This is a genomic window from Enterobacter sp. R4-368 (assembly GCF_000410515.1).
Classification (GTDB): Bacteria; Pseudomonadota; Gammaproteobacteria; order Enterobacterales; family Enterobacteriaceae; genus Kosakonia.
This window is the reverse complement of record NC_021500.1, coordinates 3,105,347-3,125,032: the sequence shown is the minus strand read 5'-3', so window position 1 is coordinate 3,125,032 and position 19,686 is coordinate 3,105,347. Positions and strand designations below refer to the sequence as shown.

Below are 19,686 nucleotides of genomic sequence, written 5' to 3'. Positions count from 1 at the left end.
CCGTGCGGGGCGCTGTATTGTGCATTTGTAACCAAGGGGTCTGCTCGTGACAACAATCGTAAGCGTACGCCGTAACGGCCATGTCGTTATCGCCGGTGATGGCCAGGCCACACTGGGCAACACCGTAATGAAAGGCAACGTGAAAAAAGTTCGCCGCCTGTATAACGACAAAGTCATTGCGGGCTTTGCCGGCGGCACGGCCGATGCCTTCACTCTGTTTGAATTATTCGAACGCAAACTGGAAATGCACCAGGGTCATCTGGTGAAAGCGGCTGTCGAGCTGGCAAAGGACTGGCGCACCGATCGCATGCTGCGCAAGCTGGAAGCACTGTTGGCGGTTGCCGACGAAACCGCGTCGCTGATCATCACCGGTAACGGCGATGTGATCCAGCCGGAAAATGACCTGATCGCCATCGGTTCCGGCGGGCCATACGCCCAGGCCGCTGCCCGCGCGTTGCTGGAAAACACCGAGCTTGGCGCACGCGAAATTGCTGAGAAGGCGTTGGGGATTGCAGGCGATATCTGCATCTACACCAACCACTTCCACACCATCGAAGAATTAGCCTATAAAGCGTAAGGATCTCCCATGTCTGAAATGACCCCACGCGAAATTGTCAGCGAACTGGACAAACACATTATCGGCCAGGACGCGGCGAAGCGTTCTGTGGCGATTGCCCTGCGTAACCGCTGGCGCCGCATGCAGCTTGATGAAGAGCTGCGCCATGAAGTCACGCCGAAAAACATTCTGATGATCGGCCCAACCGGCGTCGGTAAAACCGAAATCGCCCGCCGCCTGGCAAAACTGGCCAACGCGCCATTTATCAAAGTTGAAGCGACCAAGTTCACCGAAGTCGGCTACGTTGGGAAAGAAGTGGATTCTATCATCCGCGATCTGACCGATGCGGCAGTGAAAATGGTGCGTAGTCAGTCGATCGAGAAAAACCGCTACCGCGCGGAAGAGATGGCCGAAGAGCGCATTCTCGACGTGCTGATCCCACCAGCGAAAAACAACTGGGGCCAGCCGGAACAAGCCGCTGAACCATCCGCTGCGCGCCAGTCTTTCCGCAAAAAACTGCGCGAAGGCCAGCTCGACGACAAAGAGATTGAAATCGATCTCGCTGCCGCGCCGATGGGCGTAGAAATTATGGCACCCCCGGGCATGGAGGAGATGACCAATCAGCTCCAGTCCATGTTCCAGAACCTGGGCGGCCAGAAGCAGAAACCGCGTAAGCTGAAAATCAAAGACGCGATGAAGCTGCTGATTGAAGAAGAAGCGGCGAAACTGGTGAACCCGGAAGAGCTGAAACAGGACGCTATCGAAGCCGTTGAGCAGCACGGGATCGTGTTTATCGATGAGATCGACAAAATCTGTAAACGCGGTAACACTTCGGGCCCGGATGTTTCCCGCGAGGGTGTGCAGCGCGATCTGCTGCCGCTGGTGGAAGGCTGCACCGTATCGACCAAACACGGCATGGTGAAAACCGACCACATTCTGTTTATTGCCTCTGGCGCGTTCCAGATTGCCAGCCCGTCGGATCTGATCCCGGAACTGCAAGGCCGTTTGCCAATCCGCGTTGAGCTGAAAGCGTTAACCACGGAAGATTTCGAACGCATCCTGACCGAGCCAAACGCGTCTGTCACCGTACAGTACAAAGCGCTGATGGCGACCGAAGGCGTAAACATTGATTTCACCGAAGACGGCATCAAACGTATTGCTCAGGCCGCATGGCAGGTGAACGAAACCACCGAAAACATCGGTGCGCGTCGTTTGCATACGGTGCTGGAACGTCTGATGGAAGATATCTCCTATGACGCCAGCGATCTGGGCGGCGAGACGATCACCATTGATGCAGACTATGTGAGTAAGCACCTTGATGCTTTAGTGGCAGATGAAGATCTGAGCCGTTTTATCTTATAATCCCGGCCACAACGTTTTCATCACACTCGATGGGGGCTTTTGCCCCCATTTTTGTTGGCTGACCTTATGAACGAAACGCAATCTCTTAGCCTCACCCAGGCCTGGCTGGAAAGCCTGCGACCGAAAACATTACCGCTGGCTTTCGCCGCGATTGTCGTTGGCACAGTGCTGGCCTGGTGGCAGGGCTATTTTGATCCGCTGGTGGCGGTGCTCGCACTTATCACCGCCGGATTGCTGCAAATCCTCTCCAACCTCGCCAATGATTACGGCGATGCGGTCAAAGGCAGCGATAAACCGGATCGCATTGGTCCGTTGCGCGGCATGCAAAAAGGCGCCATTTCCCTTGCGCAGATGAAGCGCGCGCTGATGATTGTCATCGTGCTGAGTTGTATCTCCGGGCTGCTGCTGGTAACCGCGGCGACACAAACGATGGCGGATTTCATCGGTTTCCTTGCGCTCGGTGTGCTGTCGATTATTGCCGCCATTACCTACACCGTCGGCAAGCGTCCATACGGTTATCTTGGCCTTGGCGATATCTCCGTGCTGCTTTTCTTCGGCTGGATAAGCGTAATGGGTAGCTGGTATTTGCAGACGCATATGCTGATCCCGGCCGTTATTCTGCCCGCGACCGCCTGTGGTCTGCTGGCGACGGCGGTATTGAATATCAACAATCTGCGCGATATCGAAAGTGACCGCGAAAACGGCAAAAATACGCTTGTCGTCCGTTTAGGACCAATTAACGCACGCCGTTACCATGCTGGCCTGCTGGTTGGCGCGCTGTTATGCCTTGCGCTGTTTAACCTGTTTTCGCTGCAAAGCCTGTGGGGCTGGCTGTTTGTGCTGGCAGCACCACTGCTTATCAAACAGGCGCGCTTTGTGCTGCGCGAGCTCGACCCGCGCGCTATGCCGCCGATGCTGGAACGCACGGTAAAAGGTGCACTGTTAACTAATCTCTTGTTTGTATTAGGAATAATCCTCAGTCAAACGCATCTTTAACTGATAAATGTCAACGAACAATTGATGATTTTGCCAACAGCGCGTGATGCGCGATATACTGACGGTTCTCGCAGCAACTGAACGCTAATCCTATGAAATACGATACTTCTGAGCTTTGTGATATTTACCAGGAAGAGATCAACGTCGTGGAACCGCTGTTCTCCAATTTTGGCGGACGGTCGTCGTTTGGCGGACAAATCATCACGGTGAAATGTTTCGAGGATAACGGGTTGCTGTACGATCTGCTCGAACAAAACGGCCGTGGTCGCGTCCTGCTGGTCGACGGCGGTGGTTCAATGCGTCGTGCGTTAATCGACGCGGATCTCGCCCGCACTGCGGTGCAAAACGAGTGGGAAGGAATTGTAGTCTATGGCTCAGTACGCCAGGTAGACGATCTTGAAGAGCTGGATATTGGGATTCAGGCGATTGCCGCCATTCCGGTTGGCGCAGCGGGTGAAGGTATCGGCGAAAGCGACGTACGTGTCAATTTCGGCGGCGTGACCTTCTTCTCCGGCGACCATCTTTATGCCGATAGCACTGGCATTATCCTTTCCGAAGATCCCCTCGATATCGAGTAAAAAAAGGGCACCGTCAGGTGCCCTTTTTCTTTTTGCCGGATGGCGCTTCACTTATCCGACATCGCAGTACTTTCCCTGCCAGTTTCGCGCTGTAGCTAAGCCCGTTTCTCCGGCAACGCCGTTACCGGGGTGAATACGCGCAGCCAGTGCCGCGACAGCACGAAAAGCGTAATCAGACTTCTTCCATACGCCCCAGCAGCGCCTGCAAGCGTTCCTGCCAGCCGTGCTGCTGCTCTCTCAGCTGGTGGTTTTCACGCTCCAGCTCTTCACGGCTCTGCTGAGCAGACTGTACGTCCTGCGCCAGGCTATTGTTTTTCTCTTTCAGCTCTTCGATTTCCATCTGCAGCAGCGTGATGGTATCAATCGCCTGCTGCACCTTCGCTTCCAGTTTTTCAAACACTTCTAATGACATTGTCATACCTCTCCTGAGTTGCAAGGCGCTGATGGATATACACTTAATATCTTCGCGTTGCAGGTGCGTCACCGCTTTCTTGCAACCCGAATGATGCGTGTCTTTAAAAATCCCCGTCCCGAAAATCGGCGACGCCTTATGATATTGAGCGGATCTCGCTTGTCCCCGATTGTATGAAGCCCACCAGCCCCTGTCCAGCGCAGAGCCGCGCTGTTTGCGCTTTGCAACACTTTTCGTCCTCATCCTGGTGCAACGCGCACGCCTACCACTAAATTGTTAAGGCCTGGGTTACAAAAATGATTCAGCTCACATTTCGCTATGGTGCAAAAACGCGCTTCAGCGCTCGAAAACGCTCATTTTATTGACGCAGTACACACATTTTAATTTCGATATTTCTCGTTTTTGCTCGTTAACGATAAATTAACACTATGTCTACACGACATCATGGGGGAGCGATCGCCCGTGCTAACAATAACCATTACTCTTTTGCAGGATCCGATTATGAGTCAGACATCAACCTTAAAAGGCCAGTGCATCGCCGAGTTTCTCGGCACCGGGTTGTTGATTTTCTTCGGTGTCGGCTGTGTCGCGGCGTTGAAAGTGGCTGGTGCCACCTTCGGCCAATGGGAAATCAGTATCATCTGGGGTTTGGGTGTGGCGATGGCCATCTACCTGACTGCAGGGGTTTCCGGCGCACATCTGAACCCGGCTGTGACTATTGCATTATGGCTCTTCGCTAGTTTTGATGGGCGCAAAGTTGTTCCCTTCATCATTTCTCAGTTTGCCGGCGCGTTTTGCGCGGCTGCACTTGTTTACGGGCTTTACTACAATCTTTTCCTCGATTTCGAACACACGCACAATATGGTGCGCGGCAGTGTTGAAAGTCTTGATCTGGCTGGTATTTTCTCTACCTACCCGAACCCGCACATCAACTTTGTGCAGGCCTTCGCCGTTGAAATGGTGATTACCGCTGTGCTGATGGGCGTCATCATGGCGTTGGGTGACGACGGTAACGGTATTCCGCGCGGCCCGCTGGCACCCTTGCTCATCGGTTTGTTGATTGCGGTTATCGGTGCATCCATGGGGCCACTGACGGGATTCGCCATGAACCCGGCGCGTGACCTTGGACCGAAAACGTTCGCCTGGCTTGCTGGCTGGGGCAACGTTGCCTTTACCGGCGGCAAAGATATTCCCTACTTCCTCGTCCCGCTGTTCGGGCCGATCGTAGGCGCGGCGCTCGGCGCATTCGGTTATCGTAAACTGATTGGTCGCCATCTGCCGTCTGGAACCAGTGAGGCGGCAGAAGAAAAAGGCACCGCCTCCACGACTCAACAAAAAGCTTCGCTGTAATGTGACTACGGGAACATAACCATGACTGACAAAAAATATATCGTTGCGCTCGACCAGGGCACTACCAGCTCCCGCGCCGTCGTGATGGATCATGACGCCAACATCATCAGCGTCTCACAGCGCGAGTTTGAACAAATTTATCCGAAGCCAGGCTGGGTTGAGCACGACCCGATGGAGATCTGGGCATCGCAGAGCTCAACGCTGGTCGAAGTGTTAGCGAAAGCGGATATCAATTCCGACGAGATCGCCGCTATCGGTATCACTAACCAGCGTGAAACCGCGATCGTCTGGGAACGTGAAACCGGCAAGCCAATTTATAACGCCATCGTCTGGCAGTGTCGCCGCACCGCCGATATTTGCGAAAAACTGAAGCGCGACGGCATGGAAGAGTATGTGCGCAACGCCACGGGTCTGGTGGTTGACCCGTATTTTTCTGGCACCAAAGTGAAATGGATCCTCGACCACGTTGAAGGCTCCCGCGAACGTGCGAAACGCGGCGAATTGCTGTTCGGTACTGTTGATACCTGGCTTATCTGGAAAATGACCCAGGGCCGCGTTCACGTGACGGATTACACCAACGCCTCGCGTACCATGCTGTTCAACATCCACGAGCTGGACTGGGATGACAAAATGCTGGAGGCGCTGGATATTCCGCGCGCCATGCTGCCGGAAGTACGTAAATCGTCTGAAGTTTACGGTCAGACCAACATTGGTGGTAAAGGCGGTACACGTATTCCTATCGCCGGGATCGCGGGCGACCAGCAGGCGGCGCTGTTTGGCCAGCTATGCGTGAAAGAAGGGATGGCGAAAAACACCTATGGTACCGGCTGCTTTATGCTGATGAACACCGGCGAGAAAGCGGTGAAATCTGAGCATGGTCTGCTGACCACCATCGGCTGCGGTCCGAAAGGTGAAGTGAACTACGCGCTGGAAGGTGCGGTGTTTATGGCGGGTGCGTCAATTCAATGGTTGCGCGACGAGATGAAACTTATCAGCGACGCGTTCGACTCCGAATATTTCGCCACCAAAGTGAAAGATACCAACGGTGTGTACGTAGTACCGGCCTTTACCGGTCTGGGCGCACCGTACTGGGATCCGTATGCGCGCGGTGCTATTTTCGGTCTGACCCGTGGCGTCAATGCGAACCACATCATTCGCGCTACGCTTGAGTCTATCGCCTTCCAGACACGCGATGTACTGGAAGCGATGCAGGCGGATTCCGGCATTCGTTTACACGCGCTGCGCGTGGATGGTGGCGCAGTTGCCAACAACTTCCTGATGCAGTTCCAGTCTGACATTCTCGGCACGCGCGTAGAGCGTCCGGAAGTACGTGAAGTTACGGCGCTGGGCGCGGCGTACCTGGCGGGTCTTGCGGTTGGTTTCTGGCAGAATCTGGATGAGCTGCAGGAAAAAGCGGTTATCGAACGCGAATTCCGCCCGGGTATCGAAACCACCGAGCGTAACTTCCGCTACGACGGCTGGAAAAAAGCCGTCAAACGCGCGATGGCGTGGGAAGAGCGTGACGAGTAATTAGCCTCAACCTTGCCCTCTCTCCCCGGAGAGAGGGCTGCTCTACCAACCCTCCTCTTCTCGCTGTGATAAACTTCGCTCAATTTCTTTCACTATAGAGTTTGTTATGAGACGAGAACTTGCCATCGAATTCTCCCGCGTGACCGAAGCCGCAGCGCTGGCTGGCTACAAATGGCTGGGGCGTGGCGATAAGAACACCGCGGATGGCGCGGCGGTTAACGCTATGCGCATCATGCTCAACAATGTCGACATAGACGGCACCATCGTGATTGGCGAAGGCGAGATCGACGAAGCGCCGATGCTGTTTATTGGTGAAAAAGTCGGCACCGGTAAAGGCGATGCGGTCGACATTGCCGTTGACCCGATCGAAGGGACGCGCATGACGGCGATGGGCCAGGCCAACGCGCTGGCGGTGCTGGCGGTCGGCGATAAGGGCTGTTTCCTGAATGCGCCGGATATGTACATGGAAAAACTGATTGTCGGTCCTGGTGCGAAAGGCGCTATCGATCTCAATCTGCCGCTGGCCGATAACCTGCGTAATGTCGCCGCTGCGCTCGGCAAACCGCTGAGTGAACTGACGGTCACCATTCTGGCTAAACCACGCCACGACGCGACTATTGCCGAAATGCAGGCGCTGGGCGTCCGTGTTTTCGCGATTCCCGATGGCGATGTTGCCGCCTCCATCCTCACTTGTATGCCGGATAGCGAAGTGGACGTCCTGTACGGTATTGGCGGTGCGCCGGAAGGTGTGGTTTCCGCGGCGGTCATCCGCGCGCTTGATGGCGATATGCAGGGCCGCCTGCTGGCGCGCCATCAGGTGAAAGGCGATAACGAAGAGAACCGTCGTATTGGCGAATATGAATTAAAACGCTGCCGCGGCATGGGCATTGAAGCGGGCAATGTGCTGCGTCTGGATGAAATGGCGCGCAGCGACAATGTTATTTTCGCCGCTACCGGCATTACCAAAGGCGACCTGCTGGACGGCATCACCCGTAAGGGCAATATCGCCACCACCGAAACGCTGCTGATCCGCGGCAAATCGCGCACCATTCGCCGTATTCAGTCTATTCACTATCTGGATCGTAAAGACCCGGAAGTGCAGCGTCATATACTGTAAGGGTATTTGTTCAATTGAGCTTTCCGGCCTTCACGGGCTGGAAATCTCGCACGACAGACACGAAGATAAGGCAACGCTACAGAACAGGAGAAAACCATGGCGGACTGGGTAACAGGAAAAGTCACAAAGGTGCAGTTCTGGACCGATGCGCTATTCAGCCTCACCGTTCATGCCCCCGTTCACCCCTTCACTGCCGGACAATTCGCCAAACTTGGGCTGGAAATTGACGGCGAGCGCGTCCAGCGCGCCTACTCATACGTGAACGCCCCGAGCAATCCCGATCTGGAGTTCTACCTTGTCACCGTGCCGGAAGGGAAACTTAGCCCGCGCCTGGCCGCACTCCAGCCGGGAGACGAGGTGTTACTGGTGAGCGAAGCGGCGGGGTTCTTCGTGCTGGAAGAAGTGCCGGACTGCGACACTTTGTGGATGCTGGCAACCGGCACCGCGATTGGGCCGTACTTGTCGATGTTGCAGGAAGGCAAAGATCTGGAGCGTTTCAAAAACCTGGTGCTGGTACATGCGGTGCGCTACGCGGCGGATTTAAGTTATTTACCGCTAATGCTGGAGCTGCAAAAACGCTATGAAGGGAAACTGCGGATTCAGACGGTGGTCAGCCGGGAAACCCTTTCCGGTTCGCTGACCGGGCGCGTTCCGGCGCTGATTGAAAGCGGTGCGCTGGAAGAAGCGGTCGGGCTGCCGATGACAGCGGAGACCAGCCATGTGATGCTGTGCGGCAACCCGCAGATGGTGCGCGATACCACACAGTTACTGAAAGATACCCGCCAGATGGCGAAACATCTGCGCCGCCGCCCCGGGCATATCACCGCCGAACACTACTGGTGATCAGCGGTATTTCACATCCAGCGTCTCTTTGCCGTACTTATTTTCCCCCTGGGTGCCCACAAATGCGCCCAGGTCGATGACCATCATGACGATAATCACCACCGGGATCAGACGCCCCACCGTCCACTCCAGCGTACCGCCCAGTACCTGCCAGTTGCCCGACAGCAGCATCCACGCCAGCACCAGCAAAAAACCCCACGCGCCGTGACGCCCCCGGTCATGCAGACGTTTTACCATCACGCAGGTTGTCGGCCAGATCAGGCACACAAGGATAAATGCCGCCATCTGAAAATCGAGCATGCCGCCGTTGGCGAGCGTGAACAGCACCGTCATACTCAATAGCCAGAGGATCATCCAGACCCAAAAATCGCGACGCCCAATGCGCCCTTTAAAAGAGAACAACCACTGCTGTATGCCCATGTAAGGTTCCTTATTATCGTAGTGCCGCGTAGTTTACCCTGGCGGCGGGAGTTTTTGACAAGCCAGCCCGATATCGTTTTAATCGTGAGCAAACTCAACAGAGGGCGATGTGAATGAAAGCATGGCGTTATCCCATTTGGCTGCTCTTTTCCGCGCTGGTTTTCAGCATACCGGCTCATGCAGAAGAGCCGTCGACCGCCACCACTGCGCCCTATTTATTGCCGGGCGCGCCGACATTTGATCAGTCGATTAGTCAGTTTCGCGAAAAATTCAACACCGATAACCCGACGCTGGCGCTCAGTGAATTTCGCGCGGTAGATAGCCGGGGCGATCAGGCGAACCTGACGCGCGCAGCCACGAAAATCAATGATTACCTCTACGCCTCGACGGCGCTGGAGCGCGGTACGCTGAAAATCAAATCGATGCAGATAACCTGGCTGCCAGTGCAAGGTCCGGAGCAAAAAGCGGCGAAAGCAAAAGCTCAGGAGTATATGGCGGCGTTTATCCGCGCCTTTTCACCGACGTTAACCGCCGCACAAAGTACGCAAAAGCTGCAAAAGTTGCTGACTAACGGCAAAAACAAACCTTACTACGCCGAAACGGAAGGCGCGATTCGCTATGTGGTAGCAGACAACGGTGAAAAAGGGCTGACCTTCGCTGTTGAACCGATTAAGCTGACGCTATCTGATTCGCTGGAAGAGAACAATAAATGACAAAAAGCAAAGCCTTTCAGGGGATGAATCTCTATACTGTTTCACAGACCATGCTGCCCTGAGGGGCGGCCATATTCCTTAATTCGCCAAGCGCGTGGAGAGTAAAAATGCGACATCCTTTAGTGATGGGTAACTGGAAACTGAACGGCAGCCGCCACATGGTAAACGAACTGGTTGCAAACCTGCGTACCGAGCTGGCTGGCGTAACGGGTTGTGCTGTCTCAATCGCTCCGCCGGAAATGTACCTCGATCTGGCCAAACACGCCGCTGACGGCAGCCACATTGTACTGGGCGCGCAAAACGTTGACGTTAACCTGTCTGGCGCATTCACCGGCGAAACCTCTGCCGAAATGCTGAAAGATATTGGCGCGAAATACATCATCATCGGCCACTCTGAGCGCCGTACTTACCACAAAGAATCCGACGAGTTGATCGCGAAGAAATTCGCCGTGCTGAAAGCGCAGGGTCTGACGCCGGTTCTGTGCATCGGTGAAACCGAAGCAGAAAACGAAGCCGGTAAAACCGAAGAAGTATGCGCACGTCAGATCGACGCCGTGCTGAAAACGCAGGGTGCTGCGGCATTCGAAGGCGCGGTAATTGCCTACGAACCGGTTTGGGCTATCGGTACCGGCAAATCCGCGACCCCGGCACAGGCACAGGCTGTTCACAAATTTATCCGTGACCACATTGCAAAAGCCGACGCGAAAGTGGCTGAACAAGTGATCATTCAGTACGGCGGTTCCGTTAACGCTGGCAACGCAGCTGAGCTGTTCACCCAGCCGGATATCGACGGCGCACTGGTTGGCGGCGCATCCCTGAAAGCTGACGCTTTTGCGGTGATCGTTAAAGCGGCAGAAGCTGCAAAACAGGCGTAATTCTGTTTTACCCTCTCCCGACCCGGGAGAGGGTTTTACCTCACAATTTCCCCAGCACGCTAAACCACGCGTAATCCAGCGGTAACAACACCAGATACGTCACCACTGCCAGTGCCAGACAGAGCAGCATCCCCGATCTCGCCGGGACTTTGCCGAGCGCCATCGCCACCACAATCGGCGACGCCTGATACGGCAACAGCGGCGTGGAATATCCCAGCACCTGAATCATGATCACTGACAACAACGGAAAACCGGTGGCGTCGGCAAAACTCTGCGCAAGCGTAGTAAACAGCGCCGGTACGCCGTTAGCGGTCATAATAAAATTCAGGGCGGTGGTAATGCCGGTCAGCGCCAGGAAACTGGTGAACGGCCGCGCCGGATCGAGCGGCATCACATGCAGCAGCGCATCACCAACGGCGCTACCGATCCCGGTTTGCGTCACCGTAATCGCCAGGCCAAGAATTCCCGCCACATAGATACAGGTGCGAATATTCACGCCGCTGGAAAATTCATCACCCGTGATAAACCCCACACGCGGCAGCAGCGTCACGCAGGCGGCAGCCAGTCCCGTCCACGCAGGTCCGATGCCGTGCCAGCTTTCGGTAACCCACAACGTCAGCACCACCGCCAGCATCCACGCCAGCCGTTTTTCTGCCCGGCTCATCGGTTCAGAAGGGGCTTGCTCGCGGGGCGCACGTGGCTGACCGGGAAAAAGCCAGCAAATAAGGCCAATCAAGATCAGCCCTTTTAAAATGCCAAGCACCGGCGTATGTAGCAGCAGATAAGGCACATAGTTAAGATGAATGCCGTAAGAGCCTTCTGCCGCGCCGCTCATCACCAGGTTTGGTACGTTAGCGGGCAAAATAGTTGCCGATAACTGGAAAGTGCCAAAACCGACCGCCAGCGCCAGCCCGTACCACGAACGGGTGCCTTCGTGAATACCCGCGCGCGCCGCCATTGCCGCGACGATCGGCATCAACAGCGCAATGCGCCCCATGTTCGAAGGCATCACAAACGCCAGTGCGTAACTGAGCAGTACGACGCTTGCGACCATTTGCAGCCATGAGTCGGTCAGCTTTGCCGATAACGCTCTCGCCGCCCGATCCGCCAGCCCGGTTTTGCGTATTGCCACACCGAGCACGAACCCGCTGAACACCAGCCAGAAAGCCGATGACGCGAAGCCACCAAAGATCACCTCCGGCGGAGCAATTTTCGCCACCATCGCCGCCGTAAAAAACAGCAGCGCGGTGATAAATTCCGGCAATAACGAGGTGGCCCACAACACAATAGTGATGCCGACAATGACAGAGGGGAGGAACAGAGGGTGAGAAAACCAGAGCGACATGCCTGTCTCCTGTAGTTTTTTTCAGCAAGTCTACGGTGACAGGCAGGCGGAGTAAACGTGAATTATGGTGGGGTTATTTCAGGATATCGCATTGATGATCCTGAATTTCCTCTGCCGATGCGCGATTAAGCGCTAACAGATTACGCTCGGTGGCCAGCAGCACAAACGAGCCATCGGCCTGCTGCGCCAATGCCAGCGCGAAGCGGCCCATATGCGCTTTTGCTTCCGGCACTTCTTCTGCCAGCATCAAAAACGGACTGCGTTGCACCAGCTCCGCTTCCGTCACGCGGCGCGCTAAATATTGATGACCGAGCAGCCCCCCCGGAAATGCCAGCCACTGGCTGCTGATACGTGCGGCATTATCATTCAGTTGCGTGCGCACATCAGGACGCAGACAGGAGATATGAATATGAAAATGGTTCTGTGTGCGCCCGGAGCGTGAATTAATGGTTAAGGAGATGGCGTTGTCCGGCACCGTGCTGCCACGCAGTTTGCTCATCACATCGCGGGATTGCCACGCCTGCCAGAAGAAGTTGGGCGTTGTCGGTTGCAGCAGCAACGGGCTTTCCGTGCCGTTGATGCGGTACGTTGGCATCAACAAAAACTGCAGCGGCCCATTGCGATCTTTCATCAGCACATAGCCGCCTTTCAGGTTCACCTGGGCGCAGGGTTTTGGCGAGTTATGCTCACGCATGTTTGGTAAACATTGTTCGGTAACGATATGGCGCAGCGCATCCGGGTTACCGCTGTTTTTAAACCACAACCACGCTCCCGCCGCTGCCAGTAAGGCCAGCACCAACAGAACAATGACGACGCGACGCACTGTTTTCATTTTTTCCGCTTCCTTTGCTGAAAGAACCGGAATGATAGCGCAAATTGCCCGGCAAGTTGAAAATCCTGGATTTTACGCAGACAGAAAAGAAGACGCCCTCTTACGAGGGCGTTTGGGGAGATTAACGTTTACTGATTTGGTCGAACGTACCGCCGTTGGAGAAGTGCTCTTTTTGCGCCTTCGTCCAGCCACCGAACACATCATCAATGGTGAAGAGTTTCAGTTTCGGGAACGCGCTGGCGTATTTCGCCGCCACCTGCGCATCACGGGGGCGATAGAAGTTCTTCGCGGCGATTTCCTGACCTTCCGGCGAGTAGAGATATTTCAGGTAGGCTTCCGCTACTTTCTCAGTGCCTTTCTTCTCTGCCACTTTGTCGACAACGGAGACGGTCGGCTCTGCGAGAATAGATTCGCTCGGGGTGACAATTTCAAATTTGTCTTTGCCCAGTTCGTTGGTTGCCAGCAGCGCTTCGTTTTCCCACGCAATCAGTACATCACCGATACCGCGCTCAACGAAAGTATTGGTCGCACCGCGCGCACCGGAATCCAGCACTTCTACATTTTTAAACAGCGCTTTGACGAACTCCTGAGCTTTTGCCTGATCGCCGCCGTTCTGATGCAGCGCATAACCCCAGGCCGCCAGGTAGTTCCAGCGCGCACCACCGGAGCTTTTCGGGTTCGGCGTGATCACCGAAACGCCCGGTTTAATCAGGTCGTTCCAGTCATGAATCTGTTTCGGATTGCCTTTACGCACCAGGAAAACGATGGTCGAGGTGTACGGAGCGGAGTTGTCCGGCAGGCGTTTGATCCAGTTTTTATCGATACGGCCACGTTCTGCAATCGCGTCAACATCGTAGGCCAGCGCCAGAGTTACCACATCGGCGTCGATACCGTTGATAACCGATGTTGCCTGTTTGCCGGAGCCGCCATGGGACTGACGAATCACAACGTTGTCGCCAGTCTCTTGTTTCCAGTGCGCGCTGAAGGCTTTGTTGTATTGCTCATACAGCTCACGCGTTGGATCGTAAGAGACGTTTAGTAACTGGATATCCTTTGCCAGAACGCTGGTGGAAGCCAGCAGTAATGTAATCCCCAAGCCCCATTTATTCATCGCCCGCTCTCTTAAAGTTATCGATTTTGATGTCGTCAGACTGCCAGAAAGGCATCCAATGATTAAAGAATAAAAAAAGATTGGCTATAACTTTGCGGAATAAATGGGGATAAAAAAACGCCCTCGCTATTGAGGGCGTTTTTGCACTTAGTAGAGTTTTTTCGCGCAGTCGAGCCAGTCGCCTTTGAACGGGCGTTTCATGTTCTCGATAGCGTCGATGATGTCGTGATGTACCATTTTTTCGTTCTGAATACCGACACAGCGACCGCCGTAGCCCTGCAACAGCAGCTCGATCGCATAAGAACCCATACGGGAAGCCAGAATGCGGTCGTAAGGTACCGGAGAGCCGCCGCGCTGAATATGGCCAAGAACGGTAGCGCGAGTTTCACGCTGGGTTTCGCTTTCAATGTATTTCGCCAGCTCGTCGATATCGCAGATATGCTCGGTAATCGCCACGATGGCGTGTTTTTTACCTTTGGCGATACCCGCTTTGATCTCTGCGACCAGGTCTTCACGGTTGAATTCCACTTCCGGCAGTACGATAAACTCGCAACCGCCCGCAATCGCCGCTGCCAGCGTCAGGTCGCCACAGTAGCGCCCCATGACTTCAACGATGGAGATACGCTGGTGAGAAGAAGAGGTGTCACGCAGGCGGTCGATGGCTTCAACCACGGTTTGCAGCGCGGTGAAGTAACCGATGGTGTAGTCAGTACCGGCAACGTCGTTATCGATGGTGCCCGGCAGACCGATGCACGGGAAACCCATTTCAGTCAGGCGCTTAGCACCCATGTAAGAACCGTCGCCGCCGATAACCACCAGCGCATCGATACCGCGTTTTTTCATGTTCTCAATAGCCACGGCGCGGATATGCTCTTCACGGAATTCCGGGAAGCGGGCGGAGCCGAGGAATGTGCCGCCGCGGTTGATCATGTCGGACACGCTGTAGCGGTCAAGTTGGATCATGCGGTCTTCGTACAGGCCGAGGTAACCGTCATAGATACCTGCCACTTCCAGACCTTCTGTCAATGCTGCGCGGACGACACCGCGGATCGCGGCATTCATGCCTGGCGCATCACCGCCACTTGTCAACACACCGATTTTTTTAATCATGACTACCTCTGAACTTAGGAATGCAAAATAAAATTCTGTGGCCCGAAGCGACTCCCCTGTGGGAGCGAACAACTATGCTGCAAATAGTATATCAATCCCAGCTTGCTGAATTGATTCAGGTCAGACCAAATGGCGGTAATTTATACACAAAAAGTTGGTCTGGCTCACTTTTTTACAACGAAATACGAAAGCCTCTACGTGCTTATCGTCCTTGAGGTACTACCGAACAAGGATCCTGATGGATTATCACATCAGAACCCGGGAAACGTTGCAGAATCGCCTGTTCTACCTGCTCAGCAATAAGATGCGCCTGAACGAGCGGCAGGTTATCTTCCATTTCCAGATGTATTTGAATAAAGCGGGTCGGCCCTGACTGCCGCGTGCGAAGATCGTGAGCGCCGCTGACGCCCGGCCAGGAGGTGACAATGGTGAAAATTTCCTGTCGCTCTTCGTCGGGTAAGGCTCTGTCCAGCAATGCCTGAACGGCGTCATACCCCATGTGTAACGCGCTATACAAAATATAGCTGCCAATACCCAGCGCAAACAATGCATCTGCACGATGCCATCCATACCAGGAGAGACCCAGCGCGATGAGAATTGCGCCGTTCATCATAACATCAGACTGATAATGAAGCATATCCGCCCGCACCGCCTGGCTGTGGGTTTTCCGCACGACCCAGCGCTGAAAAGTGACAAGGATCACAGTACTAAACAGCGCGATCAGCGTGACCGTAATACCAATGCCAGCATCACGAAGCGGTTCAGGTTTAGCAAGGTGCTGAATACCGGTCAAAAACAGGAACAACGCCGAACCAGAAATAAACATACTTTGTGCCAGCGCCGCCAGCGATTCCGCCTTTCCGTGGCCGAAGGTATGTTCTTCATCGGCGGGTTGCAGCGAATAGCGTACCACTAACAAGTTGGTTAGCGACGCGGCGATATCTACCAGCGAATCAACCAGCGCCGCCAAAATACTGACCGAACCGGTAAACCACCACGCGAATATTTTGATGATCAACAATGACGACGCCATGACGGTCGCCGCAACTGCTGCCCGGGTAACCAAACGCCCATAGGATTGATTCATAAACGCTCCTGCCTGGATCCAGCAGGGATTATAACGAAAGGCAGGCAACAGCAATGGGGAAATTAAGCAGTGGAATTGCGGGCAAAAAACCCCCACATCGTGTGGGGGAAGACAGGGATGGGAAGGAACTATCTCTTTAATCAATTGTAATAAATGGATTTATTGCAAAAGCTGTCTACCAGTTGACTACATATCGACAAAGCGGCCGGGCATCTGCCCGGTGGTCTGTTTAAAAATCTGCGCAAATTATTTCCAGCCGCAGGCTTCCTGAAGCGGCTTAATGGCTTGCGGCAGACCGGCAAGATCAAACGTTGCGCTCACCGTGTTTTCACCATATGGGGTGACCTGAAGAAATAAGCGGGCAGATGTTGCGAGCTCTTTGGCAAGCTCGATCGTGTTGCCCCGGTAAAAGGCTGCCTTGTTGTCAGCAGAGATCCCCCATGAATTGGTTTGTGCTTTCGCCTTATCCAACCTGTACAGCACCTCTGTATCCCCCATACCGAGATATACGCCCCAATTGATAAATAGCTCGGTTTTATTCTCCCGGCATATAACATACAAACCCGGTGTAACCGTCTCGCCAAATTGGGAGCGAATTGGCTGATTAGCAGACAAGCTGAGAGTGACGTTTTTTGAATCATCGACCGGTGATAGTTCTGAATCTATCTGCCATTTTCCGGCGCCTTCCGCTGTTTTATTATGAGCAGTTGCCGCAGGTGGCATAATTTTATCGTAACAAGCCAGACGCCTGTCACTGTTTGTTTCAGACTGGCACGTTGTCAGACCTTCCTTATCAATATTATCCGCAGCATATATTTTCGAAAAAGCCGAAAACAAAAACACCATGAATATAATTATTTTATTCATAATGTATTCCTTATGCTTTCGGCCTGGTCAGAAAAACAATCATGCCGATAATAATATCGCCGATAACCCATATCACCCCCAGGAGCATCACGCCGATGCCCGCACCAATCGTCGCGCCTGCGCGTTCCGCTTCTGTCGTTGCGGCATCGATCACTTCACCACTCCCACCCGCACCGGCAAATAGGCAATAAATCATAAATATGTTGAATATAATAAATATCCATTTTACCGCTTTCCCGAATAATGTTCGTTTCGGTTTTCTTATTTGCTGCCCGCAGGATGGACATTTTAATGCAGAATCACTGACTTCTTTTCCACATTCCGGGCAATGAATTAACGCCATTTTATTTCTCTCCATAGAAATAGTTATTTAACCGGCGTAAAACATAGCAGGTGAAAAAGTTTCGATAAATAAAAAACCCGCCGAAAGGCGGGTTATTTTTATAGCGCTAACGATATCTGATCGTCCCCCTTGTGACTTCGCGGGAAAACATCCGGAACCGTTGCGCCGGGTACGGTTTTGACTTCATTTAGCGGGCCATCAATATGGGTCATGCTTGTGAAGCAGTAACCGCACGTCAGATTCTGGCACTGGTGATAGCTGCGCCGCACTAATGGGCTTAGTTCGGTGCTGGTTCGGGTCTTTGCCGCTGCGCGGCAACGAGGGCAGCGTAATGCCATACGTGCGCCTCCTTTCTTGCGGGTTAATATCGCCGCAAGTATAACGTCTACGCTGTTGAATCGTCACTTTCTGCCGCCCCGTTGGCGCTCTTCACTTCCGGCGCTGGCGATGTGGTAAACCCGCTGCCGGCCATATAATGAACGCCGCGCGTAATCGTCCAGTTCCCGCTGTCGATCAGGGCCTTAAATCCGCTTTTGCCGGCCGCCAAGCACCGTAAACCGGCGTTTACGATGTGCCGGTTCCTTAATGAATACGCACTGTCGCGGGCACTCTGCGAATGCCCGCTGCACTGGTTATTCAATTGTTTCCAGGATCATATACACCGTTTCTTTGCTTACCCCCGCCGGGAAACCGAAGTTTTTAATAAGCAGCGGCAGGTTATCCATCGCTTCCTGATAGTCGAGAAAGCGTGTCGCGCTTGGCCCGGCGGTTACAACGTAGGTGTCTTTTACTACTTTACTGATTTGTGCTTTTTCCATGATGTTTCCTCACTTTTTGACCGTCTTCACGCCGGTCACTGCGTCATATGTCCGTTCACAACTGCGCCCGGCGGTGTAAGCCCGGTCAGCCTCTTTTGCATACTCTCCCGCTGCTGCGTCAGATTCGCGGAGCAAGTCGGCAAGCAATATGCCGGCCTTTTCCCTTGCCGCGCGTTCTGCTGCAAGTGCGGATAGTTTGCCGGTTTCACTTCTGGCGAGGCTGTTTCGAAGTTCGGCGACTGATTTGTGCAGCTTGTCGCCAGCACGCTTAGCAGCATCAGCATCGGCCTGCGCACTTGCCCGTTCCTCATCGGCTTGTTTCCTTTCTGCATCGGCTGCACGCTGTCGCCGGTGCTCTTCTGCTCTTTCCTGCGCCTGCCGTTGCGCCAGCGCGTTTGCGTCATCCCGATCGCGCTGCGCCCACTTTATCCGCCAGGCGTTATTTGCCTGCATTGCCCCGTGGTGATCTCCCACCCAGAACAGCGCGATACTTATCAGCACCGTGATGACCTTCAGCCAGTATTGACCGATAAACGACACCATCAGGCCGGGTAACTCGCGTGTGGCAACTGAAAGTGCGGGCCGTCTTTTAGCGTCTGCCAGTCGCCGCCCCACTCGACCGGGATGCCCATTGCTTCGCTTGCCTGCTTAAAGGCGGCGGCGATCGTCTCATAGTATTTCCACTCCCAGGATCCGCCGTTTGTCGGGTATGCAAACACGTCGATCGCATGACCAGTGATATGCCTGCTTTTCATGGTCTGGCTTGCGCCGCTGGCTACCAGTTGCTTTTGACGCTCCAGAGTTCGCAGCCCTTCGGTCACGCCAAAATCGACCGGCGAAAGCTGCAGCGCTGCCCGCGCCAGCCGCGCCAGATCGGGGTGAACGCCGCGCAGGTTGCTATCGCTGCGCTGGCTGAATGAAAAGTTATTCCCCACTTTTTACTCTCCGATTCCGGCTATCGACGAAACTGGTAATTTTGTCCCGAATTTTTTCCGCGCCCATAAATCCTACGGATGCGCCAACGAGTGTTGCGGAGGTGATCGGCAGGCCAAAGAAATCCAGAGACGTGGCCAGAACCGCCGTCATGACGCCGCAGGCCAGTGCGCCCGTGACGGTCTTCACAACTGGCTGGCCGTCATAAAGGCTCATCAGCGAAGAGAGGCTGACAGCGGCCAAAACCGCATAAATAATGGGCAGATGGGTAGCGATCCATTTCACTGTTTTTTTCTCGCTGTTTGAATTGTTCATATCGCGCTGAGTCCCACAGTTGCACAATCTCTCGCTGCGCTGGCGGCCGGATATCAGGCAGATAAACCAACGGCCCTGCCTGTAATTCAGTTGCAGCCGAAATCCCTTTATTTACGTCTCACACCGCCTCAGTTACGCGCGCCGATCTGATCGAGGGGGCATTTTGTTGCGCC

General features: G+C 54.2%; 24 protein-coding genes. 10 read left to right on the top strand and 14 right to left on the bottom strand.

The window, feature by feature from the left end; translation table 11 throughout:
* Window positions 1-46: 46 nt before the first annotated feature.
* The 4 genes from hslV (at window position 47) to rraA (ending at window position 3,492) form a co-directional block, all read left to right on the top strand.
* Window positions 47-577, top strand: coding sequence for an ATP-dependent protease subunit HslV (gene hslV / locus H650_RS14740; protein WP_020455959.1), 531 nt, complete (start codon window positions 47-49; stop codon window positions 575-577).
* 9 nt (window positions 578-586) lie between these two features.
* Window positions 587-1,918: an ATP-dependent protease ATPase subunit HslU gene (gene hslU, locus H650_RS14735; RefSeq protein WP_020455958.1), complete on the top strand. Its 1,332-nt coding sequence runs from the start codon at window positions 587-589 to the stop codon at window positions 1,916-1,918.
* A gap of 66 nt (window positions 1,919-1,984) precedes the next feature.
* A complete protein-coding gene (menA, locus tag H650_RS14730; RefSeq protein ID WP_020455957.1) occupies window positions 1,985-2,914 on the top strand; it encodes a 1,4-dihydroxy-2-naphthoate polyprenyltransferase in 930 nt (309 codons plus the stop codon).
* A 92-nt stretch (window positions 2,915-3,006) separates the two neighbouring features.
* Window positions 3,007-3,492, top strand: coding sequence for a ribonuclease E activity regulator RraA (gene rraA / locus H650_RS14725; protein WP_020455956.1), 486 nt, complete (start codon window positions 3,007-3,009; stop codon window positions 3,490-3,492).
* Between the two features lie 172 nt (window positions 3,493-3,664).
* Here rraA and zapB read toward each other — a convergent pair whose 3' ends face one another.
* On the bottom strand, window positions 3,665-3,910 hold the full coding sequence (gene zapB, locus H650_RS14720; RefSeq protein ID WP_086873298.1) for a septal ring assembly protein ZapB: 246 nt from the start codon (window positions 3,908-3,910) through the stop codon (window positions 3,665-3,667).
* Between the two features lie 495 nt (window positions 3,911-4,405).
* On the opposite strand from zapB, the gene H650_RS14715 reads away from it, so the two are divergent.
* The 4 genes from H650_RS14715 to fpr all read left to right on the top strand — a co-directional run bounded on the left by H650_RS14715 (window position 4,406) and on the right by fpr (window position 8,744).
* The gene (locus H650_RS14715; protein WP_017459641.1) at window positions 4,406-5,254 is read left to right on the top strand and encodes an MIP/aquaporin family protein; all 849 of its coding nucleotides are present in this window, start codon (window positions 4,406-4,408) and stop codon (window positions 5,252-5,254) included.
* 21 nt (window positions 5,255-5,275) lie between these two features.
* Window positions 5,276-6,784, top strand: coding sequence for a glycerol kinase GlpK (gene glpK, locus H650_RS14710; protein WP_020455954.1), 1,509 nt, complete (start codon window positions 5,276-5,278; stop codon window positions 6,782-6,784).
* 106 nt (window positions 6,785-6,890) lie between these two features.
* Entirely contained in the window at window positions 6,891-7,901 is a 1,011-nt protein-coding gene (gene glpX, locus H650_RS14705) for a class II fructose-bisphosphatase (protein ID WP_017459643.1), read from the top strand.
* Between the two features lie 96 nt (window positions 7,902-7,997).
* A complete protein-coding gene (gene fpr / locus H650_RS14700; protein ID WP_020455953.1) occupies window positions 7,998-8,744 on the top strand; it encodes a ferredoxin--NADP(+) reductase in 747 nt (248 codons plus the stop codon).
* On the opposite strand, the gene H650_RS14695 is transcribed toward fpr, so the two are convergent.
* Complete coding sequence (locus H650_RS14695; protein WP_020455952.1) at window positions 8,745-9,164, bottom strand: DUF805 domain-containing protein; 420 nt, start codon at window positions 9,162-9,164, stop codon at window positions 8,745-8,747.
* A gap of 113 nt (window positions 9,165-9,277) precedes the next feature.
* On the opposite strand from H650_RS14695, the gene H650_RS14690 reads away from it, so the two are divergent.
* Window positions 9,278-9,877 (top strand): YiiQ family protein, encoded by a 600-nt coding sequence (locus H650_RS14690; protein WP_020455951.1) that lies wholly within the window; start codon window positions 9,278-9,280, stop codon window positions 9,875-9,877.
* 107 nt (window positions 9,878-9,984) lie between these two features.
* Window positions 9,985-10,752, top strand: a complete 768-nt coding sequence (gene tpiA, locus H650_RS14685) for a triose-phosphate isomerase (protein WP_017459647.1) — start codon at window positions 9,985-9,987, stop codon at window positions 10,750-10,752.
* Between the two features lie 40 nt (window positions 10,753-10,792).
* On the opposite strand, the gene H650_RS14680 is transcribed toward tpiA, so the two are convergent.
* From H650_RS14680 to H650_RS14630, 12 genes are all read right to left on the bottom strand, one after another.
* The gene (locus tag H650_RS14680; RefSeq protein ID WP_020455949.1) at window positions 10,793-12,097 is read right to left on the bottom strand and encodes an SLC13 family permease; all 1,305 of its coding nucleotides are present in this window, start codon (window positions 12,095-12,097) and stop codon (window positions 10,793-10,795) included.
* Between the two features lie 73 nt (window positions 12,098-12,170).
* The gene (locus H650_RS14675; protein ID WP_020455948.1) at window positions 12,171-12,929 is read right to left on the bottom strand and encodes a CDP-diacylglycerol diphosphatase; all 759 of its coding nucleotides are present in this window, start codon (window positions 12,927-12,929) and stop codon (window positions 12,171-12,173) included.
* Window positions 12,930-13,050: 121 nt separating this feature from the next.
* Complete coding sequence (locus H650_RS14670) at window positions 13,051-14,040, bottom strand: sulfate ABC transporter substrate-binding protein (RefSeq protein WP_020455947.1); 990 nt, start codon at window positions 14,038-14,040, stop codon at window positions 13,051-13,053.
* A gap of 147 nt (window positions 14,041-14,187) precedes the next feature.
* Window positions 14,188-15,150 carry a 6-phosphofructokinase gene (gene pfkA / locus H650_RS14665; protein WP_017459651.1) on the bottom strand — a complete coding sequence of 321 codons (963 nt, stop codon included), beginning with the start codon at window positions 15,148-15,150 and terminating at the stop codon, window positions 14,188-14,190.
* A gap of 202 nt (window positions 15,151-15,352) precedes the next feature.
* On the bottom strand, window positions 15,353-16,237 hold the full coding sequence (gene fieF / locus H650_RS14660; RefSeq protein WP_020455946.1) for a CDF family cation-efflux transporter FieF: 885 nt from the start codon (window positions 16,235-16,237) through the stop codon (window positions 15,353-15,355).
* Window positions 16,238-16,483: 246 nt separating this feature from the next.
* Window positions 16,484-17,104 carry a type VI secretion system-associated protein TagO gene (locus H650_RS14655; protein WP_020455945.1) on the bottom strand — a complete coding sequence of 207 codons (621 nt, stop codon included), beginning with the start codon at window positions 17,102-17,104 and terminating at the stop codon, window positions 16,484-16,486.
* Window positions 17,105-17,114: 10 nt separating this feature from the next.
* Complete coding sequence (locus H650_RS14650) at window positions 17,115-17,447, bottom strand: TFIIB-type zinc ribbon-containing protein (protein WP_044489538.1); 333 nt, start codon at window positions 17,445-17,447, stop codon at window positions 17,115-17,117.
* A 98-nt stretch (window positions 17,448-17,545) separates the two neighbouring features.
* Window positions 17,546-17,785, bottom strand: a complete 240-nt coding sequence (locus tag H650_RS24700) for an Ogr/Delta-like zinc finger protein (protein ID WP_071925247.1) — start codon at window positions 17,783-17,785, stop codon at window positions 17,546-17,548.
* A gap of 294 nt (window positions 17,786-18,079) precedes the next feature.
* Complete coding sequence (locus H650_RS14645; protein ID WP_020455942.1) at window positions 18,080-18,265, bottom strand: hypothetical protein; 186 nt, start codon at window positions 18,263-18,265, stop codon at window positions 18,080-18,082.
* A gap of 9 nt (window positions 18,266-18,274) precedes the next feature.
* Window positions 18,275-18,808 carry a DUF2514 family protein gene (locus H650_RS14640; protein WP_020455941.1) on the bottom strand — a complete coding sequence of 178 codons (534 nt, stop codon included), beginning with the start codon at window positions 18,806-18,808 and terminating at the stop codon, window positions 18,275-18,277.
* The gene (locus H650_RS14635; RefSeq protein WP_020455940.1) at window positions 18,808-19,200 is read right to left on the bottom strand and encodes a M15 family metallopeptidase; all 393 of its coding nucleotides are present in this window, start codon (window positions 19,198-19,200) and stop codon (window positions 18,808-18,810) included. Before H650_RS14635 ends, H650_RS14640 begins: the two co-directional genes overlap by 1 nt.
* A complete protein-coding gene (locus H650_RS14630) occupies window positions 19,190-19,513 on the bottom strand; it encodes a phage holin family protein (RefSeq protein ID WP_020455939.1) in 324 nt (107 codons plus the stop codon). The genes H650_RS14635 and H650_RS14630 overlap by 11 nt, the downstream gene beginning before the upstream one ends.
* Window positions 19,514-19,686 lie beyond the last annotated feature (173 nt).

Bases quoted from the DNA above. Each gene is read 5' to 3' on its own strand.
- hslU (WP_020455958.1), top strand. From the start codon at position 587: ATGTCTGAAATGACCCCACGCGAAATTGTCAGCGAACTGGACAAACAC.
- menA (WP_020455957.1), top strand. From the start codon at position 1,985: ATGAACGAAACGCAATCTCTTAGCCTCACCCAGGCCTGGCTGGAAAGC.
- rraA (WP_020455956.1), top strand. From the start codon at position 3,007: ATGAAATACGATACTTCTGAGCTTTGTGATATTTACCAGGAAGAGATC.
- zapB (WP_086873298.1), bottom strand. From the start codon at position 3,910: ATGACAATGTCATTAGAAGTGTTTGAAAAACTGGAAGCGAAGGTGCAG.
- H650_RS14715 (WP_017459641.1), top strand. From the start codon at position 4,406: ATGAGTCAGACATCAACCTTAAAAGGCCAGTGCATCGCCGAGTTTCTC.
- glpK (WP_020455954.1), top strand. From the start codon at position 5,276: ATGACTGACAAAAAATATATCGTTGCGCTCGACCAGGGCACTACCAGC.
- glpX (WP_017459643.1), top strand. From the start codon at position 6,891: ATGAGACGAGAACTTGCCATCGAATTCTCCCGCGTGACCGAAGCCGCA.
- fpr (WP_020455953.1), top strand. From the start codon at position 7,998: ATGGCGGACTGGGTAACAGGAAAAGTCACAAAGGTGCAGTTCTGGACC.
- H650_RS14695 (WP_020455952.1), bottom strand. From the start codon at position 9,164: ATGGGCATACAGCAGTGGTTGTTCTCTTTTAAAGGGCGCATTGGGCGT.
- H650_RS14690 (WP_020455951.1), top strand. From the start codon at position 9,278: ATGAAAGCATGGCGTTATCCCATTTGGCTGCTCTTTTCCGCGCTGGTT.
- tpiA (WP_017459647.1), top strand. From the start codon at position 9,985: ATGCGACATCCTTTAGTGATGGGTAACTGGAAACTGAACGGCAGCCGC.
- H650_RS14680 (WP_020455949.1), bottom strand. From the start codon at position 12,097: ATGTCGCTCTGGTTTTCTCACCCTCTGTTCCTCCCCTCTGTCATTGTC.
- H650_RS14675 (WP_020455948.1), bottom strand. From the start codon at position 12,929: ATGAAAACAGTGCGTCGCGTCGTCATTGTTCTGTTGGTGCTGGCCTTA.
- H650_RS14670 (WP_020455947.1), bottom strand. From the start codon at position 14,040: ATGAATAAATGGGGCTTGGGGATTACATTACTGCTGGCTTCCACCAGC.
- pfkA (WP_017459651.1), bottom strand. From the start codon at position 15,150: ATGATTAAAAAAATCGGTGTGTTGACAAGTGGCGGTGATGCGCCAGGC.
- fieF (WP_020455946.1), bottom strand. From the start codon at position 16,237: ATGAATCAATCCTATGGGCGTTTGGTTACCCGGGCAGCAGTTGCGGCG.
- H650_RS14655 (WP_020455945.1), bottom strand. From the start codon at position 17,104: ATGAATAAAATAATTATATTCATGGTGTTTTTGTTTTCGGCTTTTTCG.
- H650_RS14650 (WP_044489538.1), bottom strand. From the start codon at position 17,447: ATGGCGTTAATTCATTGCCCGGAATGTGGAAAAGAAGTCAGTGATTCT.
- H650_RS24700 (WP_071925247.1), bottom strand. From the start codon at position 17,785: ATGGCATTACGCTGCCCTCGTTGCCGCGCAGCGGCAAAGACCCGAACC.
- H650_RS14645 (WP_020455942.1), bottom strand. From the start codon at position 18,265: ATGGAAAAAGCACAAATCAGTAAAGTAGTAAAAGACACCTACGTTGTA.
- H650_RS14640 (WP_020455941.1), bottom strand. From the start codon at position 18,808: ATGGTGTCGTTTATCGGTCAATACTGGCTGAAGGTCATCACGGTGCTG.
- H650_RS14630 (WP_020455939.1), bottom strand. From the start codon at position 19,513: ATGAACAATTCAAACAGCGAGAAAAAAACAGTGAAATGGATCGCTACC.